The following is a 22,862-nucleotide window of genomic DNA, read 5'->3' on the forward strand; positions in this document are numbered from 1 at the left end:
CTCTGAACAAACAAGTGAAATCATTACTTCATTGATTAAGGGTGCTATAGTACAAACATACATGAATGTATGTAAATCAGCCTCAGTCAAAAACAAAGTTTATGGCACGAAAATGGCACGAAAAACTAAACAACAAGCAAAAAAAACTCGTCAACAAATCATAGACGCTGCGATAAAGACTTTTTCTGAGCGGGGTGTTTCTGCTACTTCATTGGCAGATATCGCAACAGCAGCTGGTGTAACGCGTGGAGCAATTTATTGGCATTTTAAAAATAAAACGGATTTACTTTCCATTGTTTGTAAAATTCCAGAAGATAAAATAGACGCGTTAGAGAAAGAGTATCAAGCAAAATACCCTAATAATCCACTCCTGGCGTTGAGATCTTTATTAATTTTTATGTTAGGAATGATGATGGATGATCCTCAAAGTCACCTGTTGATGGAAATTTTTTTCCATAAATGTGAGTTCGTAGGAGAAATGTCTTCATTAGCGGAGGAGCTTCGGGAGACATGTATTTCCGATTACGAAAGAATTGAAAAAGCGTTGGAAGCGTGCATTCAATCTGGAGAATTACCTTATAACCTAGATCTCAGACGTTCTGCGATAATGCTGAAAGCATTGATGACGGGATTATTGGAAAACTGGTCATTCGCACCGGACAGTTTTAATATTCAAGAGCAGTCAGCGTATCTGGTGGACAGCTTTATCGACACACTTAAATATAGTTTCCATGTGCGGAATCGCGAAGAAAATTTTTTAACGCCTTGAGATTATCCATTGCACTCAAAGAGCAGAAGCCTCAAAACGAATTAAAATTGTTCTTAATGTCTGATGCTGTGATTGCTGGTCTAGTCGGGCAAATTCCCAAAGAAGGTTATAATTTAAAACAGATGTTAGAAATTTTGACGGCCCAGAATGTCGAAGTGAAATTGTGCAAAACCTGCACGGATGCCAGAGGAATTAGCGGGCTGGCATTATTCCATTATCTGCAAATGATGAGTAGATGAATTCATGGTTCCAGCTAACCGATATTTGGGTATTTTGCTTAATAAGGGGAGTTCGTGTAGCAAACTCTCCGATAGATTATTTTTTCGCTTTGCGTTGATGATAAGTCTGTTTTTTCTCCTGTCATCTCTATTTTCTCCTGCAAGTGCGGCATTCAGTAGCGATGTCCCAACCCGTAACGATATTCAAAACCAGCTTAAGAGCCTGACAGAGCGTAAGGAACATACGGTTGAAGAAAGAGTATCCATATCTGATTTGGAAAAAACACTTTCTTTCTTTGACAGGATAGAACAAGTGAAGTTGGATACCGAGATACTTCACAAAAATTGGCAAGAAGCGCCACAAAAAGCACGTCAGGTTATGACTAAATTAGAAAACCTGAAAAGTAGCACTCAGCAAGATAAAAATGAATACATAGAGGCGCTGGAAAGATTATCTCTTAAACAGCTTGAAGCGAAGCTAAATACTACATGGAATAGTTTGCAGCAGGCACAGGAAAACCTTGGAAGCTACAATAGTCAGTTGATTGGGTTGCAAACACAGCCAGAACGAGCACAAAACGTGTTGTTTCAAAACATGCAGAGATTACAGCAAATTCGTAATCAACTTAATAATGCATTGACTGAACAACCAGAATACAGTCGTACCCAAATGGAGTTGTTGCAGGTAGAACAATCTTTCTTGATGTATCAAAATGCGTTTCAAAAAACATCCTTGCAAGCGAATATTCAGTTGCAGGTGCTCCTGCGACAGCAAAGGGATTATACGACGTATCAGATTAGACAACTGGAGAATTACGTCGAATTTATTCAAAATGTGTTGAGTGGAAAACGCCTGAGCATATCTGAAGAAACAGCTAAAGAAGCCCAAAATCAGGACGGAAAAAATTCACATATTCAGGATAATCCACTGATTCAGAAGGAAATTGAAAATAACCATGAACTCAGTGAACGATTGATTGCGGCAACACGAGACAACAATCAGTTGTTCCAGAAAAATATTAGTGTTAAAAATTATCTGGAAAGAATCATTCAATCCGAGCGGAATTTAAAAGAGCAGGTCAAGGTATTACGTGGCAGCTTATTATTATCGCGTATTTTATTTCAAGAACAGTTGAAAGTCCCTCAGGATATTCTGACAAAAGATTTGCCGACAAAAATTGCTGACTTGCGTCTGGAGCAGTTTGAAATTACTCAGGAACGGGATCTTATTTATCAGAATGATGACTATATCGTCGATTTATTGAAAGATAGTCACAATAAAATAAAGAACGAATCCGCTGAGATGATGGAAGAAATTCACAATGCCCTCAATAAGGTTGTGGATGTTCGCCGTGGGCTTCTGGATCAGCTAAATGATCAGTTAGGAAACCAAATTACTCATGCCATCAACTTACAGATGGATCAACAGGAGTTGTTGGATGTTACTCATTCGTTGGAACAAACGCTTGTTCAGCAGATTTTTTGGGTGAACAGTAACAAACCGATGAACTTAGTTTGGCTGAAATCCCTGCCCGGACTGATTCAGGGAGAATTGAGCCACTTAAATGTTCGATTTAACTTCAGTGGGCTTATTACTGGGCTAAAAGATTCCATCCATTTCGTTATCCCTCTCATACTGGTTGGCTTATTTTTACGTTGGCAGACCAAAGGCATTAATGAACAGTTGAAGAAAATTGCAGATGAAGTGGGGCAATTTCATCGTGATAGCCAATTACACACGCCACTGGCATTGATTCTGACACTGATAAAAACATTACCACTGGCTTTTATCGTTCTGGCAATAGGTTATTGGTATTCGAAATCAGGTGATAACCTGGATGATTTGATTTGGGGTTTTTCCCGTCAATTGGCATTATTTTGGATTATATATAGTTGTAGTTACCAAATTCTTACCAAAGATGGAATTGGAGAGAGTCATTTTTTTCTGGACAGAGCGGTTTGCACTTTATTTCGCAAAAATCTTGTACGTTTATCGATAGCGTTACTGCCTATTTTATTCTGGATAACATTGGGTGCAAAACATCCCCTGAGATTGTCTGATGATGTCATTGGTCAGTGTATTGTATTTATTTGTCTATTCTTGCTTTTCTTTTTTATTTTTCCATTCTGTCGGTATATATGGCGTGAAAAGAATTCACACATGATTCGCACTATCGTGGTGACAGCATTGACGTTTGCACCATTGGTACTGATGGTATTGATGGTATCAGGCTATTTCTACACGACTTTGCGCTTGGCAGAACGTTGGCTTTACAGCCTGTATTTACTGTTTTTCTGGCATATCAGTTATCAGGCTTGCTTACGGGGATTGAGTATTGCCGCTCGCCGCATTGCCTATCAGCGGGCTGTTGCCCGTCGTCAGTCCCTGGCGAAAGAAGGGGCAGAAGGTGAAGTTGTGGAAGAACCCCCAATGGCTTTGGATCAGATTAACCAGCAGTCATTGCGTTTGACGACGATGGTACTGTTTTTGGTCTTCCTGGGAGCGTTTTATTGGATTTGGTCTGATTTGGTGACGGTGTTTTCTTACCTCGACAGGATCAATCTGTGGCAATACAGCACAACAACAGAACTGGGCAATGTTCTGAAATACGTTACCCTGAAAGACTTGATGCTATCGATAGCAATGCTTGTGATTGCATGGGTCATGATGAGAAATCTGCCGGGATTATTGGAAGTCTTGGTGCTCTCTCGTCTGCAATTACAGCAAGGTTCCTCATATGCCATTAAGACAACGTTGACTTACTTAATCATGGGTGTCGGAGGAATTACTGCTCTGGGAACTCTGGGTGTTTCATGGAATAAATTACAGTGGCTGGCGGCAGCTCTTTCAGTTGGGTTAGGTTTTGGTTTGCAGGAAATCTTTGCTAACTTTGTTTCAGGCCTGATTATTTTGTTTGAGCGCCCAGTTCGTATTGGAGATACAGTAACAATAGGAACTTACTCTGGTTCGGTCAGTAAAATCCGTATTCGTGCGACAACAATCACAGATTTTGATCGCAAGGAAGTGATTATCCCTAATCGTGCATTTGTAACGGAACGGTTAATCAACTGGACACTTTCCGATACTGTCACGCGAATTATCATTAAGGTTGGTGTCGCATATGGCTCTGATCTTGATAAGGTAAAAGAGATTTTGTTAAAAGCAGCAAACGATAATTCCCGAGTAATGAGCGAACCGGGGCCACAAGTCTATTTTATGAGTTTCGGTTCCAGTACATTGGATCATGAATTAAGGCTCTATGTTCGAGAGTTGGGCGATCGCAGTCGCACAGTGGATGAAATAAACCGCAGTATCGATAAATTATGTCGGGAAAATGGTATCAACATCGCATTTAACCAGTTAGAAGTTTACTTGCACAATGGGCAAGGTGATAGCTTGCAAGAGGTGCAGAAACCATTAAATGGTGATAACCACCACCCAGATAGTCGTTTTTAAAAAATGAAGCCTGATGAAATAGGAATTAGTTTTACTTATTTCTCAGGTTGTTGAGACTGTTTTTTCAGTTTCCCCTGAAAATCGTGTTTGGCTATCTCTAATGCAGCTAGTGCGATGGCAGGGGAAATTTCATTGCATTCGAGCAGGTAAATAAGATCTACTGCCAGTTGTACTTCAGGTGATGCTTGTTCAAGAGTCATAACGGTTTTTTTATCCTTCTGGTTAATCTGAATGTTCTTGTTTTTCTATTGATTTTTCGATACGCATCAGTGCCTGACGACAGCGGGCAAGCCTTCCTGCCAGAGCTGCGATTTCTCTTTGCAATTTAGATCTGTTGGCTAATATAACTTGCTTATTTAATTGCAATTCTCTGTCATCGATCATTGCAATTAAACGGCGTTCATAATCTTGGTGCTCTGCCAGACGTTGATAAAGATCGCGTTGTTGTGATCGGTGTTCAAATTTATCTTCCTGTTTTCGCAGCGTTTGGGTTGCTATTTCACGTTTCAATGCCTCAATTTGTGTTACCAAGCGTTCAGAAAGGAATTTAACCTGCTCAATACGATAGTCGTTTACACAAGCTTTTAACTGCTCCATATTTTGTTTAATTTCTTGCATGTATCCACTGAGTTTGTTGCTATGATGGTGGAATAGTGTCCGATCAAAACGTGCGATGGAAAAAGGCGTATCGTGTAATAAAGTGAGGTCTTTTTCCAGAATACTGATTTGTTTTTCAAGTGCATTTAATAAATTTTGTATGCTCATCAGTATCTCGTTATCGTTAATAATCTGTTCGTTAAAGGCGATTTCGTTGGCCTATCTTATTTTGGCCACGATGTCATCCTATTTGATAGATGCGAAGCTTAACCTAGATCAACAAAATATAGGCTGTAATTTGCATTACAGTTGCTTTTTTTCAATAGTTTGAATAAATTTTACCGTTTTCGTTTTTTATAAACTGGCTGGCATTGATTATGACCGCTAACGCACAACAACTGCAATTAATTAAAGATAGTATTGAAACAATTCCTGATTATCCAAAAGAGGGAATACTTTTTCGTGACATTACCACATTACTGGATAATCCTGCTGCGTACCAAGCTACAATAGATCTATTAGTTGCGCATTATCAAGGAAAAGGCATCACGAAAATTGTTGGTACTGAAGCTCGTGGTTTTTTATTCGGTGCTCCTGTTGCGCTGCGGCTGGGTGTTGGTTTTGTTCCTGTCCGTAAAAAAGGTAAGTTACCGCGTGAGACGTTAAGTGAAACTTACGATTTGGAATATGGTACTGATACGTTGGAAATCCATAAGGACAGTATCAATGAGGGTGAAAAAGTCCTGGTCATTGATGATCTACTTGCAACGGGTGGTACGATTGAAGCTACGGTACGCCTGATCCGCCGTTTACGGGGGGAAGTTTCAGAAGCAGCGTTCATTATTGGGTTACCGGATTTGGGTGGCACCGAACGCTTGAAAAAACAAGGCATTGATAGCTATACAATCATTGAGTTTCCCGGTCACTGATTGTTCTCATTTTCGCATTATTGATACATCAGCCTCGCCGTTCATGGTGAGGCTGTGCTAGCATGATAGTCAGTCATGTTCAATTTCCTCGGTATTCATGAGCTATCAGGTACTTGCCCGTAAGTGGCGCCCACAAATATTTTCTGACGTGATCGGTCAGCAACATGTGTTGACTGCATTGGCGAATGGTCTTGAACACCAGCGTCTCCATCACGCTTATCTTTTTTCCGGCACTCGAGGTGTAGGTAAAACCACAATCGCACGTCTGTTGGCAAAAGGACTGAATTGCGAAAAGGGTATTACAAGGACTCCGTGTGGTCAGTGTGTAAACTGTCTCGAAATTGAACAGGGGCGATTTGTCGATCTGATTGAAATCGATGCAGCTTCCCGAACAAAAGTAGAGGATACCCGTGAACTACTGGACAATGTTCAGTATGCTCCGGCCCGAGGCCGTTTCAAAGTTTATCTTATTGACGAAGTTCATATGCTCTCTCGCCATAGCTTCAATGCTTTGTTGAAGACATTGGAAGAACCGCCTGAGCATGTGAAATTCCTTTTGGCAACGACAGATCCACAGAAACTGCCCGTAACTATTCTTTCGCGTTGTTTGCAATTCCATTTGAAGGCGCTTGATGTGAATCAAATCAGCAATCAATTGGAGCATGTTCTGAATGCGGAACAAATAGAAAGTGATGTTCGTGCCCGACAGCTTCTTGCCCGTGCTGCGGATGGCAGTATGCGTGATGCCTTGAGTTTAACCGATCAGGCCATTGCTCTTGGCGGAGGCAAACTGACATCTGATATTGTCAGCCAGATGCTGGGAACATTGGATGATGCCCAACCATTGGAGATTATCGAAGCGTTGGTTCGTGCTGATGGCCAACAAGTGATGGCTTTGGTTGAGCAAGTTGCATCCCGAGGTATGGATTGGGAAAACTTGTTAGTCGAAACACTGTCGTTGTTGCATCGCATTGCGATGCTTCAATTATTACCTCAGCAACCTGAGAATGATCCTTCTTCGGTAGAAGGGCGTTTGCGCTTGCTGGCAAGATCGATTTCCCCTACTGATTTGCAGGTTTATTATCAGGCATTATTGGTTGGGCGCAAAGAACTCCCTTATGCCCCAGAGCGTCGAATGGGGGTTGAGATGGCGTTATTGCGAGCTTTGGCATTTCACCCCAAAACGGTCATTGATGAAACACCACCACCTACAGTGGAAAGGCCCTTGGTGCCAATAGTATCAGCACCTGTATCTCCGGTTCAGCAAATCCCAAATAACCAGGCAAATGAGAACCCTGAACAGAGAACACTTCAATCAACGGACAGCGAGTCTATGGCAAGCAGTCCAACAGCAAAATTATTGCAAGCGAGGAGTTCACTTACTCGTCAAGGACAAACTCCACCAAAAAAGCCTGAGCCGGCAGAGTCTGCGAAGGCTAAGCCGGCAAGTTCGGCTCTGGAGAGATTGGTGGCGGTGGCTGAGCAGCGCCCTCAATCATATATTCCTAAAACACAAGAGCCTAAACCGATAAAGAAAGAGGCGTATCGCTGGCGAGCCACAAATGCGTATGTTGAAGAAAAACAATCACCGGTAACAACGCCAAAAGCGATAAAAGCGGCGCTTGAGCATGAAAAAACAGCAGAATTAGCCGTAAAACTGGTTGTCGAATCGATACAAAGGGATTCATGGGCAGCAGAAATTGATAAACTGAATATTCCAAAATTAGTTCAGCAGGTCGCGTTAAATGCATTTAGAGAACAGATGGATGAAACTCGGTTCTGTCTGCATTTGCGTTCAAAGCAGCGTCATCTTAATTCGGCATCGGCACAGGAATCATTGGCTGAAGCATTAAGTGCATTGCATGGAAAACCTATTGAACTCAGTATCATTGAAGATGATAATCCTGCGGTAAAAACGCCTCTGGAATGGCGACAAGCCATTTATGAAGAAAAATTGGCACAAGCGCGCCAATCCATTATTTCGGATAGAACGATTCAAACACTTCAGCAGCTATTTGATGCAGAATTAGATGAAGAAAGTATCCGGCCTGTTTAACCGCCGCAGTGTATCTTTATGCTGTGGCTATAGCGAAGAGAGAGAATTATGTTTGGTAAAGGTGGTTTGGGTAATTTGATGAAACAGGCCCAGCAGATGCAAGAAAAAATGCAAAAAATGCAGGAAGAAATTGCAAGTCTGGAAGTGACGGGGGAATCCGGTGCGGGTCTGGTGAAAATCACTATTAATGGCGCACATAACTGCCGTCGTGTAGAAATCGATCCAAGTCTGATGGACGATGACAAAGACATGTTAGAAGATCTGATCGCAGCTGCGTTCAATGATGCGGCTCGCCGTATTGAAGAAACCCAGAAAGAGAAAATGGCCGGTGTTTCCAATGGAATGCAATTGCCACCAGGCTTTAAGATGCCATTCTGATGCAAACCAGCCCTCTTCTTGAATCATTGATGGAAGCACTACGCTGTTTGCCCGGCGTAGGTCCTAAATCTGCTCAGCGGATGGCATTTCACCTATTGCAGCGGAATCGTAGTGGAGGAATGCGGTTAGCACAGTCACTGACGAGAGCGATGTCTGAAATTGGCCATTGTCAAGATTGCCGGACATTCACTGAACAGGAACAGTGTACGATTTGCGCTAATCCCCGTCGTCAGCAAAATGGACAGATCTGTGTGGTAGAAAGCCCTGCTGACATTCATGCCATTGAGCAGACAGGTCAATTTGCGGGACGCTACTTTGTCCTGATGGGGCACTTATCGCCTTTGGATGGTATCGGGCCAATGGATATTGGTTTGGATCGTTTAGAAGAACGATTATTTGCTGAAACGTTGTCAGAAGTCATTCTGGCAACGAACCCAACCGTCGAAGGAGAGGCAACGGCAAACTATATTGCAGAAATTTGCTCTCAGTATGGTGTGACAGCCAGCCGAATTGCTCACGGGGTTCCTGTGGGTGGTGAGCTTGAAATGGTGGATGGCACGACCTTGTCTCATTCACTGGCTGGCCGTCAAAAAATCACTGATTTGTGATTTATTCCCCTGATTCAAATGGGAAAATTCAATGGATGGCGCTGCGGTTAATGCCGTCATCCATAACAGATTTACGCACTCATCAAACTAAATTTTTCATTCTTCTTGTTTTTCTAACTTGAAACTCTCCAGATCTATCCCCATTTGATTACCATCATCCGATTTTACATATCTGAACTGGATTTAGATTGAGGTAATAAATGAACATGAAAGGTCAGGAAACCCGTGGATTTCAGTCTGAAGTCAAACAACTGTTGCAGTTGATGATCCACTCTCTCTACTCCAACAAAGAAATTTTTCTTCGTGAACTGATTTCGAATGCCTCTGATGCGGCTGACAAATTGCGTTTCCGTGCATTGTCTACACCTGAGCTGTATGAAAATAATGGTGAATTACGCGTTCGTCTAGCTTGTGATAAAGAGCAAAAAACCATTACCATCAGTGATAATGGTATCGGTATGTCCCGTGATGAAGTAATCGATAATCTGGGAACGATTGCAAAATCCGGCACTAAAGCATTTCTTGAATCCATCGGTTCTGATCAGGCAAAAGACAGCCAATTGATTGGCCAATTCGGTGTAGGTTTCTACTCTGCATTCATCGTTGCGGATAAAGTTACCGTACGCACCCGTGTTGCTGGTGCTGCGGCTGATCAAGGCGTATTCTGGGAATCAACGGGGGAAGGTGATTACACTATTGCTGATATTGAAAAAGCAGAGCGAGGTACAGAAATCACCTTGCATCTGCGTGACAGCGAAAGCGAATTCCTCAATGACTGGCGTCTTCGTTCTATCATCGGCAAATATTCTGATCACATTGCTTTACCTGTTGAGATTGAAACTCAAACTAAAAATGAAGAAGACGACTCGGTCACAATCACATGGGAAAAAATCAATAAAGCCCAAGCTTTGTGGACTCGCAGTAAAGCAGAAATCAGTGATGAAGAATACCAAGAGTTTTATAAGCATATCTCTCATGACTTTGCTGACTCTCTGATCTGGAGCCATAACCGTGTTGAAGGTAAACAGGAATATACCAGCCTGTTGTATATCCCTTCTCAAGCGCCATGGGATATGTGGAACCGTGAACATAAACATGGTTTGAAATTATATGTTCAGCGCGTATTCATCATGGATGAAGCTGAACAATTCATGCCGAATTATTTGCGTTTTGTCCGTGGCCTGATCGATTCCAACGATCTGCCGTTAAACGTTTCCCGTGAAATTCTGCAAGACAGCACAATTACTCGTAACTTGCGCAGTGCACTGACTAAACGTGTATTGCAGATGCTGGATAAACTGGCAAAAGATGATGCAGAAAAATACCAGACTTTCTGGCAGCAATTCGGTTTAGCGCTGAAAGAAGGGCCGGCTGAAGATGGTTCAAATAAAGAAACCATTGCTAAACTTTTGCGCTTTGCCACAACTCACAATGATTCTTCAGAACAAACCGTTTCTCTGGAAGATTATATTGGTCGCATGGCAGAAGGGCAGGAGAAGATTTATTACATCACTGCAGATAGCTATGCTGCGGCTAAAAATAGCCCACATTTGGAATTGTTCCGCAAGAAAGGCATTGAAGTACTGCTGCTGTCTGACCGTATCGACGAATGGATGATGAGCCATCTGACAGAATTTGATGGTAAATCATTCCAGTCTGTTAGCAAAGCTGATGAATCTCTCGATAAACTGGCGGATGAAAATAAAGCAGAGCAGGAAGAAGCAGATAAAAAATTGGAGCCGTTCGTTGAGCGTGTGAAGACCCTGTTGGGTGAGCGCGTGAAAGAAGTAAAACTGACTCACCGTTTGACTGATACGCCGGCAATTGTAACAACTGACGCCAATGGAATGAGTACTCAAATGGCAAAGTTATTTGCAGCAGCAGGCCAGTCTGTGCCGGAAGTGAGCTATAACTTTGAACTTAACCCAGAGCACGATTTGGTTAAAAAAGCATCAGATGTTCATGATGATGCTCAATTTGCTGATTGGATAGAATTGTTGCTGGATCAAGCTCTGTTTGCAGAACGTGGCACACTGGATGATCCAAACCAATTCATTCGTCGAATGAATCAATTGTTATTAACTGAAAAAGCATAATTTCATTGAGATCGCGATAAATAACCACGCTTCCATGGAAAAATGGAGCGTGGTTTATTTTTGTATAACGCGAAAACGTTTACCTGTTTTCTTGAGCCACTCCCCATTCAAGTGGTATGGTGGTTCGTTTTCTTTAAAAATACGAAAAGCAAATAGCAAGGGGATTTACGCGATGCGTATTATTCTGCTGGGCGCACCAGGCGCCGGTAAGGGGACTCAGGCCCAATTTATAATGGAGAAATATGGGATCCCTCAGATTTCGACAGGTGACATGCTGCGTGCCGCAGTAAAAGCGGGTACAGAGCTGGGTTTGCAGGCAAAGGAGTTGATGGATAATGGCAAGCTGGTGACTGATGAATTAGTCATTGCCTTGGTTAAAGAGCGCATCAAACAAGATGATTGCCGTAATGGCTTCTTGTTGGATGGATTCCCGCGTACTATTCCACAAGCTGATGCGATGAAAGAAGCGGGTATCAAAGTTGATTCGGTTCTGGAATTTGATGTTCCCGATGAAATCATCGTTGAACGTATTATCGGTCGTCGAGTGCATACACCATCAGGCCGTGTTTACCATATCAAATTCAATCCACCAAAAGTGGAAAACAAAGATGACGCAACTGGTGAAGAACTGACTATCCGGAAAGATGATCAGGAAGATACCGTCCGCAAACGCTTAGTTGAATACCACGCACAAACTGCGCCTTTGGTCTCTTATTACCAAAAAGAAGCACAGGAAGGTAACACAAAATACTTTAAACTTGATGGTACCCGTCAGGTATCCGAAGTGAGCGCAGAATTAGCCAGCATTCTGGGTGAATGATTTAGCATATTTCTAAATAGTTATATCTTGAATTGCCAGAATAGTCAGGTGGTATTTGTACCGCCTGACTTTTTTGTATACCATTCCATGAAATGTTACATATGGCTATTAATCATGCCTTATACTGGGCTGTCAGGTATTTTAATGGAGCACCTAGGAATGAGTAGTAAGAAGTATGGTGTCCTATTGGTAAATCTTGGGACGCCAGATGCACCAACACCAGCAGCAGTAAGACGTTATCTGGCGAAGTTTCTGAGTGATAGAAGAGTCGTTGATATCCCACCATTAATTTGGAAACCTATACTGTACGGCCTTATTCTTCCTTTTCGTTCTTCTCGTGTTGCCAAACTTTACCAAGAAATTTGGACGGAAGAGGGATCTCCTCTACTGGTTTATGGTCGCCGTCAGCAAAAGTTATTGGATGAAAAATTAGCGGGTATCCCTGTTGTTTTGGGCATGACTTATGGTTCGTCTTCTTTGTCTCAGGCCATTGATAATTTGTTGCAACAAAGCATTGATAATTTGATTATATTGCCACTTTATCCCCAATATTCCAGTACTACTTCTGCGGCGGTATTTGATAGTATCAGTAAAATATTGCAGGGGTATCACACGTTCCCTAATCTGCATTTCATCCGTAGTTATGCCACGGAACCTACTTATATTGCGGCATTAAAAGAAACCATTGAACAGAGTTTTGAAAAACATGGTCGGCCGGATCGTCTGCTCCTTTCCTACCATGGGATTCCTGAACGTCTGGCCGCGATGGGGGATATTTATCCGCAGGATTGCGAAGCAACGACCAAATTGTTGATTGAAGCATTGGACTATCCGGCTGATAGAATTATGATGACATATCAATCTCGTTTTGGTCGCTTACCATGGCTATCACCTTATACAGATAAAACAATGGCATCTTTGCCAGATCAGGGAGTGGAGCATATTCAAGTAGTATGCCCAGGATTTTCAGCGGATTGTTTGGAAACATTGGAAGAAATCAAGCAACAGAATAAAACTATCTTTTTGAGTGCGGGTGGGAAAAAGTTTGAATATATCCCCGCACTTAATGATAATGAAGCGCACATTTTGCTACTCGAAAAGTTGATAAATACTATTATTAAATAATTTTTAACTGTTTGTTATGCAGTTTTATCTGGCAAAATGAGTGAAAAATATCAGTAATTGTTTTATTTTTAAGGATATTTTTCTTTAATCGATAATGATCGTAAGCGAAAAAAGCTTGCATATCAATGAAAAACAAAATTATTTGGATTGGACATATAGATAATGAGTGATAAACCTATTAAGCATCCCGATTTTTATGCGGGACATTCAGACTATCATCATCTGGCACAGGAAGATGAAATTGATTTGTTTGAATTATTCTCCGTAATTTTCCAATCAAAATATTTGATCATTGCGGTATCTTTTATTTTTGCAGTTATTGGCTTCGGCGTTGCATCATCTTTGCCACAAAAATGGACTAGTACAGCCGCTGTGGTTAAACCGAGTCTGGAAGAGTTTCAGCCATTGAAAAATGCGTTAACGGGTTTGCACGTTCTAAGTCTTGAACCGAAAGTGACCGAAGAAATGTTGTATGACCGTTTTATTGAGAACTTTAATTCACGTGTATTGAGTGAAGACTATTTGGTCAATACTAATTATTTCAAGGAATTGCTTGCTAAGAGTGATGATCATTCTGAACAGGAAAAAAGAAGACTTATCGAGCAAGTTGTCAATAAAAGTATCAATTCTTCTTCGCCTAAGAAAGATGATGAATTTAAGGAAACCAGGCTTTCTTTCAGTGCTGATACAGCGCAAGACGCTTACAATTTGTTGAGTGGTTATATTAAATTTGTCTCTTCAATTGTTCGTGATCAAGTGAAAGATGAGTTGAATGATATGGTTCATCAAAAACTGGCTTATTCGCAGAAAATGTATGAACTTGATTTATCACGTATCGCTAATATGCGCAGTGTAGATATTGAACGATTGAAGTATGCGATTTCCATTGCTAACTCTGCCGGTATCAAAAAGCCAGCATCGAGTGGCGGAGCGGTGATCAAGGATGATCCGGATTATTCGATTGCGCTAGGTGCGGATGCATTGCAACGTAAGTTGCAGATTACTGAAGAAATTACTGATCCAACTAAAATTGATGCAGATTTACTTAACCGTCAGTTATATATCAAAAGTCTGGAGAAAGTGAATATTGATAAGGTTAATTTCGAACCTTTCAAATATATGCAGGAACCTTATGAACCAACGTCAAAAGACTCACCCAAGCGTTTGTTGATTCTGATAGGTGCTGGCTTTATCGGATTTATTATGTCTGTCATGTTTGTTTTGCTGCGCCATATGGTGAATAGCCGCCGGAAACAAGAAGCTTAATGTTATTAATGGTGATTTCTTGCCATAACTAATGCTTTTGACAGCCAATGTTAAGATAACATTGGCTGTTTTTATTTATGCCACTCTGTTTTTTTGATTTTCCTCCAGTATTGTGACACATTATATTGTGCTAAAATGTCGCATATTTTGGCTCCGTAGTAGCAATTAATTATGAAATTCCCTGGTAAACGTAAATCTAAACACTATTTTCCTGTCAGTTTAAGAGATCCTCTCCTCCAACCCATTAAAGAGATGATGGACACTGAAAATAACCGAGCTTACATCGTCGGTATTGACCAAACACTGGTAGATATTGAAGCTAAAGTCGATGAGAGTTTTATTCAGCGTTATAACTTGAGCCAGGGACATTCGTTAGTTATTGAAGATGATGTAGCTGAGACGCTTTATAAAGAACTCACAGATAATAAGCTGATCAGCCATGAATTTGCAGGAGGGACTATTGGTAATACTTTGCATAATTATTCCGTTTTGGCTGATGACAAATCCGTATTGCTTGGTGCCATGTGCAATAATATCCAAATAGGGAGTTATGCCTATTGTTATCTGTGTAATACTTCCAGCCGTATGGATTTGAATCATCTTCAAGGAGTTAACGGCCCAATTGGTCGTTGTTTTACGTTAGTGGCGGAAAATGGTGAAAGAACATTTGCTATTAGCCCGGGTTTAATGAATCAGCTCCATCCAGAGAATATCCCAGAGCATATTATTGCGGAAGCGTCAGCATTAGTGATTACGGCGTATTTGGTGCGTTGCAAGCCTGGTGAACCAATGCCGGAAGCGACGATGAAAGCCATCGAATATGCGAAGAAATATAATGTGCCTGTTGTACTGACATTAGGTACAAAATACGTTATTGCTGATGATCCTCAGTGGTGGCGTGACTTTCTGGCTGAAAATGTTTCTGTTGTGGCAATGAATGAAGATGAAGCTCAGGAACTGACCGGCTTCAGCGATCCTCTGCTGGCAGCAGATATGGTGCTTAATTGGGTTGATCTGGTGTTGTGTACAGCCGGGCCTGCTGGATTATACATGGCAGGTTATACAGAAGAAGAATATAAACGACAGACATTGCATCCTCTGCTACCTGGTGCAATTGCGGAATTTAATCGTTATGAATTCAGCCGAGCGATGCGTAAGGTTGATTGCCAGAATCCAGTGCGAGTCTACTCCCACATTGAACCTTATATGGGGGGACCTGAAAAAATCATGAATACTAATGGTGCAGGAGACGGGGCATTATCTGCATTGCTGCATGATATAACTGCCAACAGTTATCATCGTATGAATGTGCCGAACTCCAGCAAACATACTCGTTCTTATTTAACTTACTCCTCGTTAGCTCAGGTCTGTAAGTATGCGAACAGAGTAAGTTATCAGGTATTGAGTCAACATTCTCCACGTTTAACCCGAGGGTTACCGGAGAAAGAAGATAGTTTGGAAGAGTCTTACTGGGAACGTTAATATCGGTACAGTGTATCAATATAATATCTTAATCTTTCATTGGAATATCCCCAGATACGGGGATATTCCTGCGTAATAAATTATGCTGTTGAAGATGGAGCGATTGGGGAAACTAATTGTGGGGGATCTATCGGGCAACTGGCTTCATAATTTCCAGGCATTGCATCAGCCATCGCCCTTGCTATCTCATGTTCGCCAATAACGATCTGATTAGTGCCACGTTCTGTAATATAAGTGACTTCATCGTCGTAATGGGCACGTACGATGATATTGATATCAGGCCGTATTTCTCTGGCATTAGCGACAATTTCACCTGCTTCATAACCATTAGGGATTGTCAGAAATAACGTACAGGCACAGTCGAGCCGCGCCAGAGCCATAGTATCTTTATTGGCTGCATTACCCATCACTGTACTGATCCCCATTTCTCCCAGTTCTTCAAATCGGGCACGTGTATCTTCAATCACGACGACTGGGAAGTTTCTATCTTGCAAACGTTGGCACAGCAGATGCCCCACCCGACCGTAACCGACTACGATAGCATGACCGCAGATATTGACAGGGATCTGAGTTTCTTCTTCCAGTGTTTCCTCAAGTAACTGCTCTTCAATAGTTTCTGTCTTTTCCAAATAGCGATCTAACAAACTGAACAGGATAGGATTCAACATAATGGAAATCATGGCTCCGGCCAGTACAAGGTTACGGGCTTCTCCATCCAACAATCCTAGCGCAACGCCAAGTCCGGCCAGAATAAAAGCGAACTCACCGATTTGAGCAAGGCTCACAGAGATGGTTAAGGCTGTACGCCGTGAATGACTAAACATTCTGACCAGTGCCATAGCTGCCAGTGATTTGCCAATAATAATGATGACAAGGGTTCCTAAAATAGCCAGAGGTTGTTGGAACAGAACCATTGGATCAAACAGCATGCCGACAGAGACGAAGAAAAGCACTGCGAAGGCGTCACGTAGTGGTAAGGTATCTTGTGCTGCCCGATGGCTTAGTTCTGACTCATTCAGTACCATACCAGCGAAAAATGCCCCGAGAGCGAATGAAGCATCAAATAGTGTTACTGCACCATAAGCGACACCCAGTGCAATTGCCAGTACGGCGAGTGTAAAGAGTTCTCGAGAGCCTGTGCTGGCGGTTTTCGCCAATATCCAGGGGATTAATCTCCGACCGACGAAAATCATCAATAAAATAAAGGCAATCACTTTGCCGACTGTGATGGACAACCCAAGCAATAACTGACCAATATTCGCATTCTGGCTCTCCAGAATACCGGCTGCTGCGGGGAGTAACACCAACGCCAGAACCATTGCCAGATCTTCGACAATCAACCAACCAATGGCTATTTGTCCTCTTTGACTATCAATGAGCTGGCGTTCTTCTAATGCCCTGAGTAATACCACCGTACTGGCGGTGGATAGACAAAGGCCAAAAACAATGCCACTGAATAGTCCCCAACCGAGCAGTGCTGATAACCCTGCTCCTAATAAAGTTGCTACAGCAATCTGAGCGATGGCACCTGGTATGGCGATTGATTTGACAGCTAACAGATCTTTAAGTGAAAAATGCAGACCGACACCAAACATCAGTAGAATCACGCCAATTTCTGAAAGTTCTGGGGCCAGAGAGGTATCGGCAACAAAACCGGGTGTAAAAGGCCCCGCGAGTACACCTGCGACAAGGTATCCTACTAGAGGCGAGATTTTAAGACGTTGTGCAAGCATGCCAAGTAGATAGGCGAGAACAAAACCGCCAACAATGGTCGTGATAAGAGGTGTCGAATGCTCCATCAAGGCTCCTTCTGGGGTAGAGAGTTAATAAATTATATAGTTAAATCATGTAATAATATTTTTTATAATTATTTCAAGATGAACTTGATAAAAAACATGCTGAATGGTGAAAACAAGAGTGATCTACATAAATGCTATTTTAATGTAAATTTATGTAGATTTTGTCATTATTTACGCTTGTTTACAAAGGGGGATGACATAGGAATTATAATACCTATCTAATTATTTTATTGAACATTTTAAGTTTTCTTTTCTATATTTGGCAGGAATAGTGTAAAAATTCCAATAAGTGGTAGGAAAGCACAAATTTTATAAACTAATTCGATACTGGTTTTATCTGCAATATAGCCAAGTACCGCTGCACCAATGCCCCCCATACCAAATGCCAGACCGAAGAACAAGCCTGCGATCATACCTGTTTTACCGGGAACGAGTTCTTGCGCGTAAACTAAAATAGCAGAAAACGCAGACGCCAATATAACGCCAATCACTACAGTCAGTATGCCTGTCCAGAATAAAGAGACATAAGGTAACAAGAGGGTAAAAGGAGCTACCCCGAGAATAGATCCCCATATGACATATTTTCGGCCTATTCTATCTCCAACCGGTCCCCCGATGAGGGTGCCTGCAGCCACAGAAAATAAAAAGATGAATAAGTAGATTTGGGCACTTTGCACTGACAAACAGAATTTCTGTATCAAATAAAAAGTGTAGTAGCTGCTGATGCTGGCGAGATAAAAATATTTTGAGAAAATCAGTACCAATAGAATGAAAAAAGAGCATATAACGGTTTTTCTCGGTAGGGCTGGCAGAGAAATGTGGCGAGAGGATTGGTGAATATTGGTTCGATGCTGCATTTTATACCATTGGCTAACTTGCAATAGGATCACGATCGCAAGTAATGCCGCCAGAGAAAACCAACCTATATTTCCCCTGCCATAAGGAGCGATGAAAATAGCTGCCAGTAGTGGACCAAGTGAGCTTCCCAAATTCCCCCCGACTTGAAACAATGATTGTGCTAGTCCAAGACGTCCACCGGATGCCATTCGTGCAACTCGTGATGATTCTGGATGGAAAACAGATGAACCAGTTCCAACTAAGGCGGCAGCCACTAATATAACGGAAAAATTTTCGGCGTAAGCCAGCAGAAGCAGTCCCGATAAAGTAAATCCCATACCGATAGGTAGTGAATAGGGCTGAGGATACTTATCTGTATACAGACCTATAAGAGGCTGTAATAGTGAAGCCGTGATTTGATAAGTCAGTGTTATCATCCCAATCTGAATAAAACTCAGGGTAAATTCAGATTGTAATAGTGGATAAATCGCCAAAATCAACGATTGAATCATATCATTCAGCAGATGAGATAAGCTGATAGCACCAAGTATTGAGAAAACTGTCCGGTGTTTTTTTGTTGATGAGGCTGACAGAGATTTTGCATTGCTTTGTTCACTCATATTTATTCGCTTATCAATGTGACTTGTAGGGAGATGGCTAGTGTTAAATAGTTGTTTAATTTTTACACCTTAATACATATTAGCCTGCTAATGAAATTTTATAGCATGGACATAATTTGATAGTTATCCCAAAAAGGTGAAAGAAGACATTATTTAATGACATAATTATGTAATCCGTATCAAAAAAACTCGATACATGATCATAGATACCCAATAGATTTCAAGTTGTCGTTAACAACGTTGCAATTTGAAAGATGGTGAGTGTCACTAATAAAAATTTAAAATACATGGAGATACCCATGAAATTTTCGTTTAAAGCACCAGTATGTGTCCTTGCTGTTTCTCTGTCATTGATACCGTTAGTAACTATTGCGTGGGAAAAAGATAAAACTTACGATATCACTATCTTGCATACTAACGATCATCACGGACATTTTTGGCAGAACGATTATGGTGAGTATGGTTTATCAGCTCAAAAAACCGTGGTAGACGCTGTTCGTCAGGAAGTTGCCAAGAAAGGTGGCAGCGTATTGTTATTGTCAGGTGGTGACATTAACACTGGCGTACCGGAATCAGACATGCAAGATGCAGAGCCAGATTTTAAGGGTATGAATCTTGTAGGCTATGATGCAATGACGCTGGGAAATCATGAATTCGATAAGCCTTTAAATGTGCTGTACCAACAACAAAAATGGGCAAACTTCCCATTTTTATCTGCCAATATTTACCAAACCAGCACGGGCAAGCGTTTGTTTAAACCTTATACCATATTTGATAAGCAGGGTGTGAAAATTGCTGTTCTTGGTTTGACGACTGATGATACGGCGAAAATAGGTAATCCAGCTAATTTTACCGATGTTGAATTTCGTATCCCTGCTGAAGAAGCCAAAAAAGTTATTGATGAGCTGAAAAAGAACGAAAAACCAGATGTGATTATTGCTGCAACTCATATGGGGCACTATGACGATGGACATCATGGCACCAATGCGCCAGGAGATATTGAAATGGCGCGTAGTTTTCCTGTGGGTTATTTAGATATGATCGTGGGTGGTCACTCACAAGATCCGGTTTGTATGTCCGCAGAAAAGAAAAATTATAAACAGATGGATTATATCCCAGGAACACCTTGTTCCCCAGATCGTCAGAATGGGACATGGATCGTTCAAGCTCATGAATGGGGCAAATATGTTGGTCGAGCCGATTTTCAATTCCGTAATGGTGAATTTAAATTGGTGAGTTACCAATTGATTCCTATCAACTTGAAGAAAAAAGTAACTAAAGAAGATGGTAGTACAGATCGTGTTTATTATACACAAGAAATTCAGCAAGACCCTGAGATGCTCAATTTATTGACACCTTATCAGGATAAAGGCAGTCAAAGACTTAATGTTAAAGTAGGCTCAGTAGATAACAAACTAGAAGGTGACCGTAGTAAGGTTCGTTTTATTCAAACCAATATGGCACACCTTGTACTGGCAGCTCAGATGGAACGAACAAACGCTGATTTTGCTGTGATGAGTGGTGGTGGTATTCGTGATTCTATTGAACCGGGAAATATTACTTACAAAGATGTTATGAAAGTGCATCCATTCGCTAATCAGTTGGTTTATTTGGATTTTAAAGGTAGCGAAGTCTTACCATATTTGACGGCTGTTGCAAATATGGAAAAGGATTCAGGTGCTTATGGGCAATTCTATAATGTGGGTTTTGTGGTTGATGGTAAGAATATCAGCGATGTAAAAATTGGCGGTAAGACATTAGATCCAAATAAAACTTATCGAATGGCTACCCTGAATTTCAACGCAATTGGAGGAGATGGTTATCCAAAGATTGATCATTTACCGGGTTACGTTGACACCGGTTTCGTCGATGCTGAAGTACTGAAAGGATATATTGAAAAACATTCACCATTGAATACCGCTGACTATGAACCAAAAGGCGAAATAGTGCATAAATGATAGCAACAGATTAAAAGATTATTGTTAGTTATCTGTATAAAAAGACCATCTATAAAATAGATGGTCTTTTGCTTACTATTATCTATCTATCTATCTATCTATCTATTTATTTATTTTTCTTACAGTTATTTAGAAGTGATTATGCATAATTTAAACCCTCCGGATTTCAGGCTGTCACTAGAAATCCATTGGATATAAAATAGAGGTGGTTGAAATTAAACGTATCTAATTGTTATTGTAATTAATTGTTTTCTTCTTTTATCAGCATATTAATTGACTTAAGATTGTTAATAACAATCTGATTGAAAAGTGATGAGGTCTCTATTGTACTCTTTATATTTAAATGGATTATGTTAATTAAAATAGTCATTGGTTTTTTTGCTATAGGAGAAGCATATCGATATTCTGATTTAGCACAAGGCTCTGTTTTAGCAAAAACAGAGCCAGCTCGAAAAAATTTAATGAAAGTTGCAATTTATTTTCAAATTTTAGCAATATCAGCAAATGGACAATTAAGTAATTGGCATAAATCAGCAGGAGATAATTCAATATCTAATCCGCGTTTGCCACCAGAAATAAATAGCGTTGACAATGTTTGTGCATGGCTATCTATAACCGTAGGGAGACGTTTTTTCTGTCCCAACGGGCTGATGCCACCGACTAAATATCCGGTAGCCTTTTGTGCCAACTGGGGATCGGCCATATCTGCTTTTTTGGCCTTGAAGACTTTAGCAATTTTTTTTAAATCAAGCTGCCCGGAAACAGGTGTGACAGCAACAGCAAGGTTTTTGGGATCGCCGTTCAAGGAGACTAGAAGTGTCTTAAATACTTGTTGGGCATCTAAACCAAGTTTTTTGACAACTTCGTCACCGAAGTTATATTCATTGGTATCGTGTTCATAAGGATGGAGTTTGAAATTAATTTTTTGCTTTTCCAATAAAACGATAGCGGGGGTCATATTTTTTCCTGTCATTCCTGTAAATAGAGTATTTGTCACAGGCAGTTATTCCTGCGATTTTACCAGTATCTGCCGTAAATTGTGATCACCGTGAAGGTGTAAGGCTCCCACGGCAACCAAATATTTTCCAACTGGTAAGTCTTGCAACTGCTTACTCCATTGATGATTACGTTCAGCCATTAAGATTTGAGAAGTCTCTTCACAAAATGTCATCGGCAATACCTGATCTTGTTGCTCACAGTTATAATTCATCCACCAATTGATCATCGTCTGCAAAGCACGGGCATTGGTATGCCAATGGTTAAGTGTATCTTCCAATAGAGAAAGCCCACCGTTTGGCAAATTGGTAAGTAAAGCAACCTGCGTATCGGTGCCTTCTAATTCAATGATGGGTTTATTCAGTGTTTTTGCACTATTCAACAATTGATAGTCAATGCCATATTGAGGACGTAACCCCAAATTTTGAGCTTGAGAAGTCTGTAATATTAATGCGACTTGCCATGACGGTAATGGATCGAGTAGCGAAACAGGATACTGTATTTCCTGGCTGTAATGCTGCAAGCAGTTAAAATATTCGGGAGATAAACGTTGTGATAAAGCAATCTGTTCTGGAAATCCTTCTTTGAAGGGGGGAGCTGCTTGTGTGATATCCGCTTCGACAATAAGAGCATCAGCTTGCTCCAATTGCTCCAATAGTACTTCAGAAAGTGGGAACATGTTCTTTGTTCCCATATGAATACTGCCGACAATATGTAATTTTTTATTTTGTCGCAGATTAATATCAAACGCAGGATAGGGATAATGTTGTTGAGTATTAAACCCTAATATATCGCTGAAATATGTCATCAATTTCCCCATATCCCATACTCCGAAAGTTGACATTAATCTT

General features: G+C 41.0%; 18 protein-coding genes and 1 pseudogene. 13 read left to right on the forward strand and 6 right to left on the reverse strand.

Annotated elements, in window-relative coordinates; all coding sequences use genetic code 11:
- The first annotated feature begins 112 nt into the window (after positions 1 to 112).
- The 3 genes and pseudogenes from acrR to mscK all read left to right on the forward strand — a co-directional run bounded on the left by acrR (position 113) and on the right by mscK (position 4,444).
- Positions 113 to 769: a multidrug efflux transporter transcriptional repressor AcrR gene (gene acrR, locus AC5JQI_RS03665; RefSeq protein ID WP_493913772.1), complete on the forward strand. Its 657-nt coding sequence runs from the start codon at positions 113 to 115 to the stop codon at positions 767 to 769.
- Positions 766 to 978 (forward strand): annotated as a pseudogene (locus AC5JQI_RS03670) (DsrE family protein); the annotation flags it as partial. The gene acrR and the pseudogene AC5JQI_RS03670, both read left to right, overlap by 4 nt.
- A 34-nt stretch (positions 979 to 1,012) precedes the next feature.
- Positions 1,013 to 4,444, forward strand: coding sequence for a mechanosensitive channel MscK (gene mscK, locus AC5JQI_RS03675; RefSeq protein WP_493913773.1), 3,432 nt, complete (start codon positions 1,013 to 1,015; stop codon positions 4,442 to 4,444).
- 35 nt (positions 4,445 to 4,479) lie between these two features.
- On the opposite strand, the gene rsmS is transcribed toward mscK, so the two are convergent.
- Together rsmS and priC are read right to left on the reverse strand one after the other, a co-directional pair.
- Positions 4,480 to 4,644 (reverse strand): pleiotropic regulatory protein RsmS, encoded by a 165-nt coding sequence (gene rsmS / locus AC5JQI_RS03680; protein WP_237385516.1) that lies wholly within the window; start codon positions 4,642 to 4,644, stop codon positions 4,480 to 4,482.
- A 22-nt stretch (positions 4,645 to 4,666) separates the two neighbouring features.
- A complete protein-coding gene (gene priC, locus AC5JQI_RS03685; RefSeq protein ID WP_493913774.1) occupies positions 4,667 to 5,209 on the reverse strand; it encodes a primosomal replication protein PriC in 543 nt (180 codons plus the stop codon).
- Positions 5,210 to 5,418: 209 nt separating this feature from the next.
- Between priC and apt the strand changes: the two genes are divergently transcribed.
- From apt to AC5JQI_RS03730, 9 genes are all read left to right on the forward strand, one after another.
- The gene (apt, locus tag AC5JQI_RS03690) at positions 5,419 to 5,970 is read left to right on the forward strand and encodes an adenine phosphoribosyltransferase (protein WP_493913775.1); all 552 of its coding nucleotides are present in this window, start codon (positions 5,419 to 5,421) and stop codon (positions 5,968 to 5,970) included.
- 97 nt (positions 5,971 to 6,067) lie between these two features.
- Complete coding sequence (dnaX, locus tag AC5JQI_RS03695) at positions 6,068 to 8,026, forward strand: DNA polymerase III subunit gamma/tau (RefSeq protein ID WP_493913776.1); 1,959 nt, start codon at positions 6,068 to 6,070, stop codon at positions 8,024 to 8,026.
- A 48-nt stretch (positions 8,027 to 8,074) separates the two neighbouring features.
- Positions 8,075 to 8,404: a YbaB/EbfC family nucleoid-associated protein gene (locus tag AC5JQI_RS03700; protein WP_237385513.1), complete on the forward strand. Its 330-nt coding sequence runs from the start codon at positions 8,075 to 8,077 to the stop codon at positions 8,402 to 8,404.
- Positions 8,404 to 9,012: a recombination mediator RecR gene (gene recR, locus AC5JQI_RS03705; RefSeq protein WP_237385512.1), complete on the forward strand. Its 609-nt coding sequence runs from the start codon at positions 8,404 to 8,406 to the stop codon at positions 9,010 to 9,012. The genes AC5JQI_RS03700 and recR overlap by 1 nt, the downstream gene beginning before the upstream one ends.
- 206 nt (positions 9,013 to 9,218) lie before the next feature.
- Positions 9,219 to 11,108 (forward strand): molecular chaperone HtpG, encoded by a 1,890-nt coding sequence (gene htpG / locus AC5JQI_RS03710; RefSeq protein ID WP_493914595.1) that lies wholly within the window; start codon positions 9,219 to 9,221, stop codon positions 11,106 to 11,108.
- Between the two features lie 172 nt (positions 11,109 to 11,280).
- Entirely contained in the window at positions 11,281 to 11,928 is a 648-nt protein-coding gene (gene adk / locus AC5JQI_RS03715; protein ID WP_493913777.1) for an adenylate kinase, read from the forward strand.
- 159 nt (positions 11,929 to 12,087) lie between these two features.
- Positions 12,088 to 13,053 (forward strand): ferrochelatase, encoded by a 966-nt coding sequence (hemH, locus tag AC5JQI_RS03720; protein WP_493913778.1) that lies wholly within the window; start codon positions 12,088 to 12,090, stop codon positions 13,051 to 13,053.
- Between the two features lie 162 nt (positions 13,054 to 13,215).
- On the forward strand, positions 13,216 to 14,319 hold the full coding sequence (wzz(fepE), locus tag AC5JQI_RS03725; RefSeq protein WP_493913779.1) for an LPS O-antigen length regulator Wzz(fepE): 1,104 nt from the start codon (positions 13,216 to 13,218) through the stop codon (positions 14,317 to 14,319).
- A gap of 171 nt (positions 14,320 to 14,490) precedes the next feature.
- Positions 14,491 to 15,801, forward strand: a complete 1,311-nt coding sequence (locus tag AC5JQI_RS03730; protein ID WP_493913780.1) for an inosine/guanosine kinase — start codon at positions 14,491 to 14,493, stop codon at positions 15,799 to 15,801.
- A gap of 80 nt (positions 15,802 to 15,881) precedes the next feature.
- Here AC5JQI_RS03730 and ybaL read toward each other — a convergent pair whose 3' ends face one another.
- Positions 15,882 to 17,600 carry a YbaL family putative K(+) efflux transporter gene (gene ybaL / locus AC5JQI_RS03735; protein ID WP_493913781.1) on the reverse strand — a complete coding sequence of 573 codons (1,719 nt, stop codon included), beginning with the start codon at positions 17,598 to 17,600 and terminating at the stop codon, positions 15,882 to 15,884.
- A gap of 239 nt (positions 17,601 to 17,839) precedes the next feature.
- Entirely contained in the window at positions 17,840 to 19,057 is a 1,218-nt protein-coding gene (locus AC5JQI_RS03740) for an MFS transporter (protein WP_493913782.1), read from the reverse strand.
- A 299-nt stretch (positions 19,058 to 19,356) separates the two neighbouring features.
- Here AC5JQI_RS03740 and ushA point away from each other — a divergent pair, with 299 nt between their 5' ends.
- Positions 19,357 to 21,015, forward strand: coding sequence for a bifunctional UDP-sugar hydrolase/5'-nucleotidase UshA (gene ushA, locus AC5JQI_RS03745; RefSeq protein ID WP_493913783.1), 1,659 nt, complete (start codon positions 19,357 to 19,359; stop codon positions 21,013 to 21,015).
- Positions 21,016 to 21,496: 481 nt separating this feature from the next.
- On the opposite strand, the gene ybaK is transcribed toward ushA, so the two are convergent.
- Positions 21,497 to 21,973 (reverse strand): Cys-tRNA(Pro)/Cys-tRNA(Cys) deacylase YbaK, encoded by a 477-nt coding sequence (ybaK, locus tag AC5JQI_RS03750; protein WP_237385505.1) that lies wholly within the window; start codon positions 21,971 to 21,973, stop codon positions 21,497 to 21,499.
- Positions 21,974 to 22,018: 45 nt separating this feature from the next.
- Positions 22,019 to 22,831 (reverse strand): TraB/GumN family protein, encoded by an 813-nt coding sequence (locus AC5JQI_RS03755; RefSeq protein WP_493914596.1) that lies wholly within the window; start codon positions 22,829 to 22,831, stop codon positions 22,019 to 22,021.
- Positions 22,832 to 22,862: the final 31 nt, after the last annotated feature.

The organism is Xenorhabdus sp. XBWT (assembly GCF_059072735.1).

Bases quoted from the DNA above. Each gene is read 5' to 3' on its own strand.
- acrR (WP_493913772.1), top strand. From the start codon at position 113: ATGGCACGAAAAACTAAACAACAAGCAAAAAAAACTCGTCAACAAATC.
- mscK (WP_493913773.1), top strand. From the start codon at position 1,013: ATGGTTCCAGCTAACCGATATTTGGGTATTTTGCTTAATAAGGGGAGT.
- rsmS (WP_237385516.1), bottom strand. From the start codon at position 4,644: ATGACTCTTGAACAAGCATCACCTGAAGTACAACTGGCAGTAGATCTT.
- priC (WP_493913774.1), bottom strand. From the start codon at position 5,209: ATGAGCATACAAAATTTATTAAATGCACTTGAAAAACAAATCAGTATT.
- apt (WP_493913775.1), top strand. From the start codon at position 5,419: ATGACCGCTAACGCACAACAACTGCAATTAATTAAAGATAGTATTGAA.
- dnaX (WP_493913776.1), top strand. From the start codon at position 6,068: ATGAGCTATCAGGTACTTGCCCGTAAGTGGCGCCCACAAATATTTTCT.
- AC5JQI_RS03700 (WP_237385513.1), top strand. From the start codon at position 8,075: ATGTTTGGTAAAGGTGGTTTGGGTAATTTGATGAAACAGGCCCAGCAG.
- recR (WP_237385512.1), top strand. From the start codon at position 8,404: ATGCAAACCAGCCCTCTTCTTGAATCATTGATGGAAGCACTACGCTGT.
- htpG (WP_493914595.1), top strand. From the start codon at position 9,219: ATGAAAGGTCAGGAAACCCGTGGATTTCAGTCTGAAGTCAAACAACTG.
- adk (WP_493913777.1), top strand. From the start codon at position 11,281: ATGCGTATTATTCTGCTGGGCGCACCAGGCGCCGGTAAGGGGACTCAG.
- hemH (WP_493913778.1), top strand. From the start codon at position 12,088: ATGAGTAGTAAGAAGTATGGTGTCCTATTGGTAAATCTTGGGACGCCA.
- AC5JQI_RS03730 (WP_493913780.1), top strand. From the start codon at position 14,491: ATGAAATTCCCTGGTAAACGTAAATCTAAACACTATTTTCCTGTCAGT.
- ybaL (WP_493913781.1), bottom strand. From the start codon at position 17,600: ATGGAGCATTCGACACCTCTTATCACGACCATTGTTGGCGGTTTTGTT.
- AC5JQI_RS03740 (WP_493913782.1), bottom strand. From the start codon at position 19,057: ATGAGTGAACAAAGCAATGCAAAATCTCTGTCAGCCTCATCAACAAAA.
- ushA (WP_493913783.1), top strand. From the start codon at position 19,357: ATGAAATTTTCGTTTAAAGCACCAGTATGTGTCCTTGCTGTTTCTCTG.
- ybaK (WP_237385505.1), bottom strand. From the start codon at position 21,973: ATGACCCCCGCTATCGTTTTATTGGAAAAGCAAAAAATTAATTTCAAA.
- AC5JQI_RS03755 (WP_493914596.1), bottom strand. From the start codon at position 22,831: ATGGGGAAATTGATGACATATTTCAGCGATATATTAGGGTTTAATACT.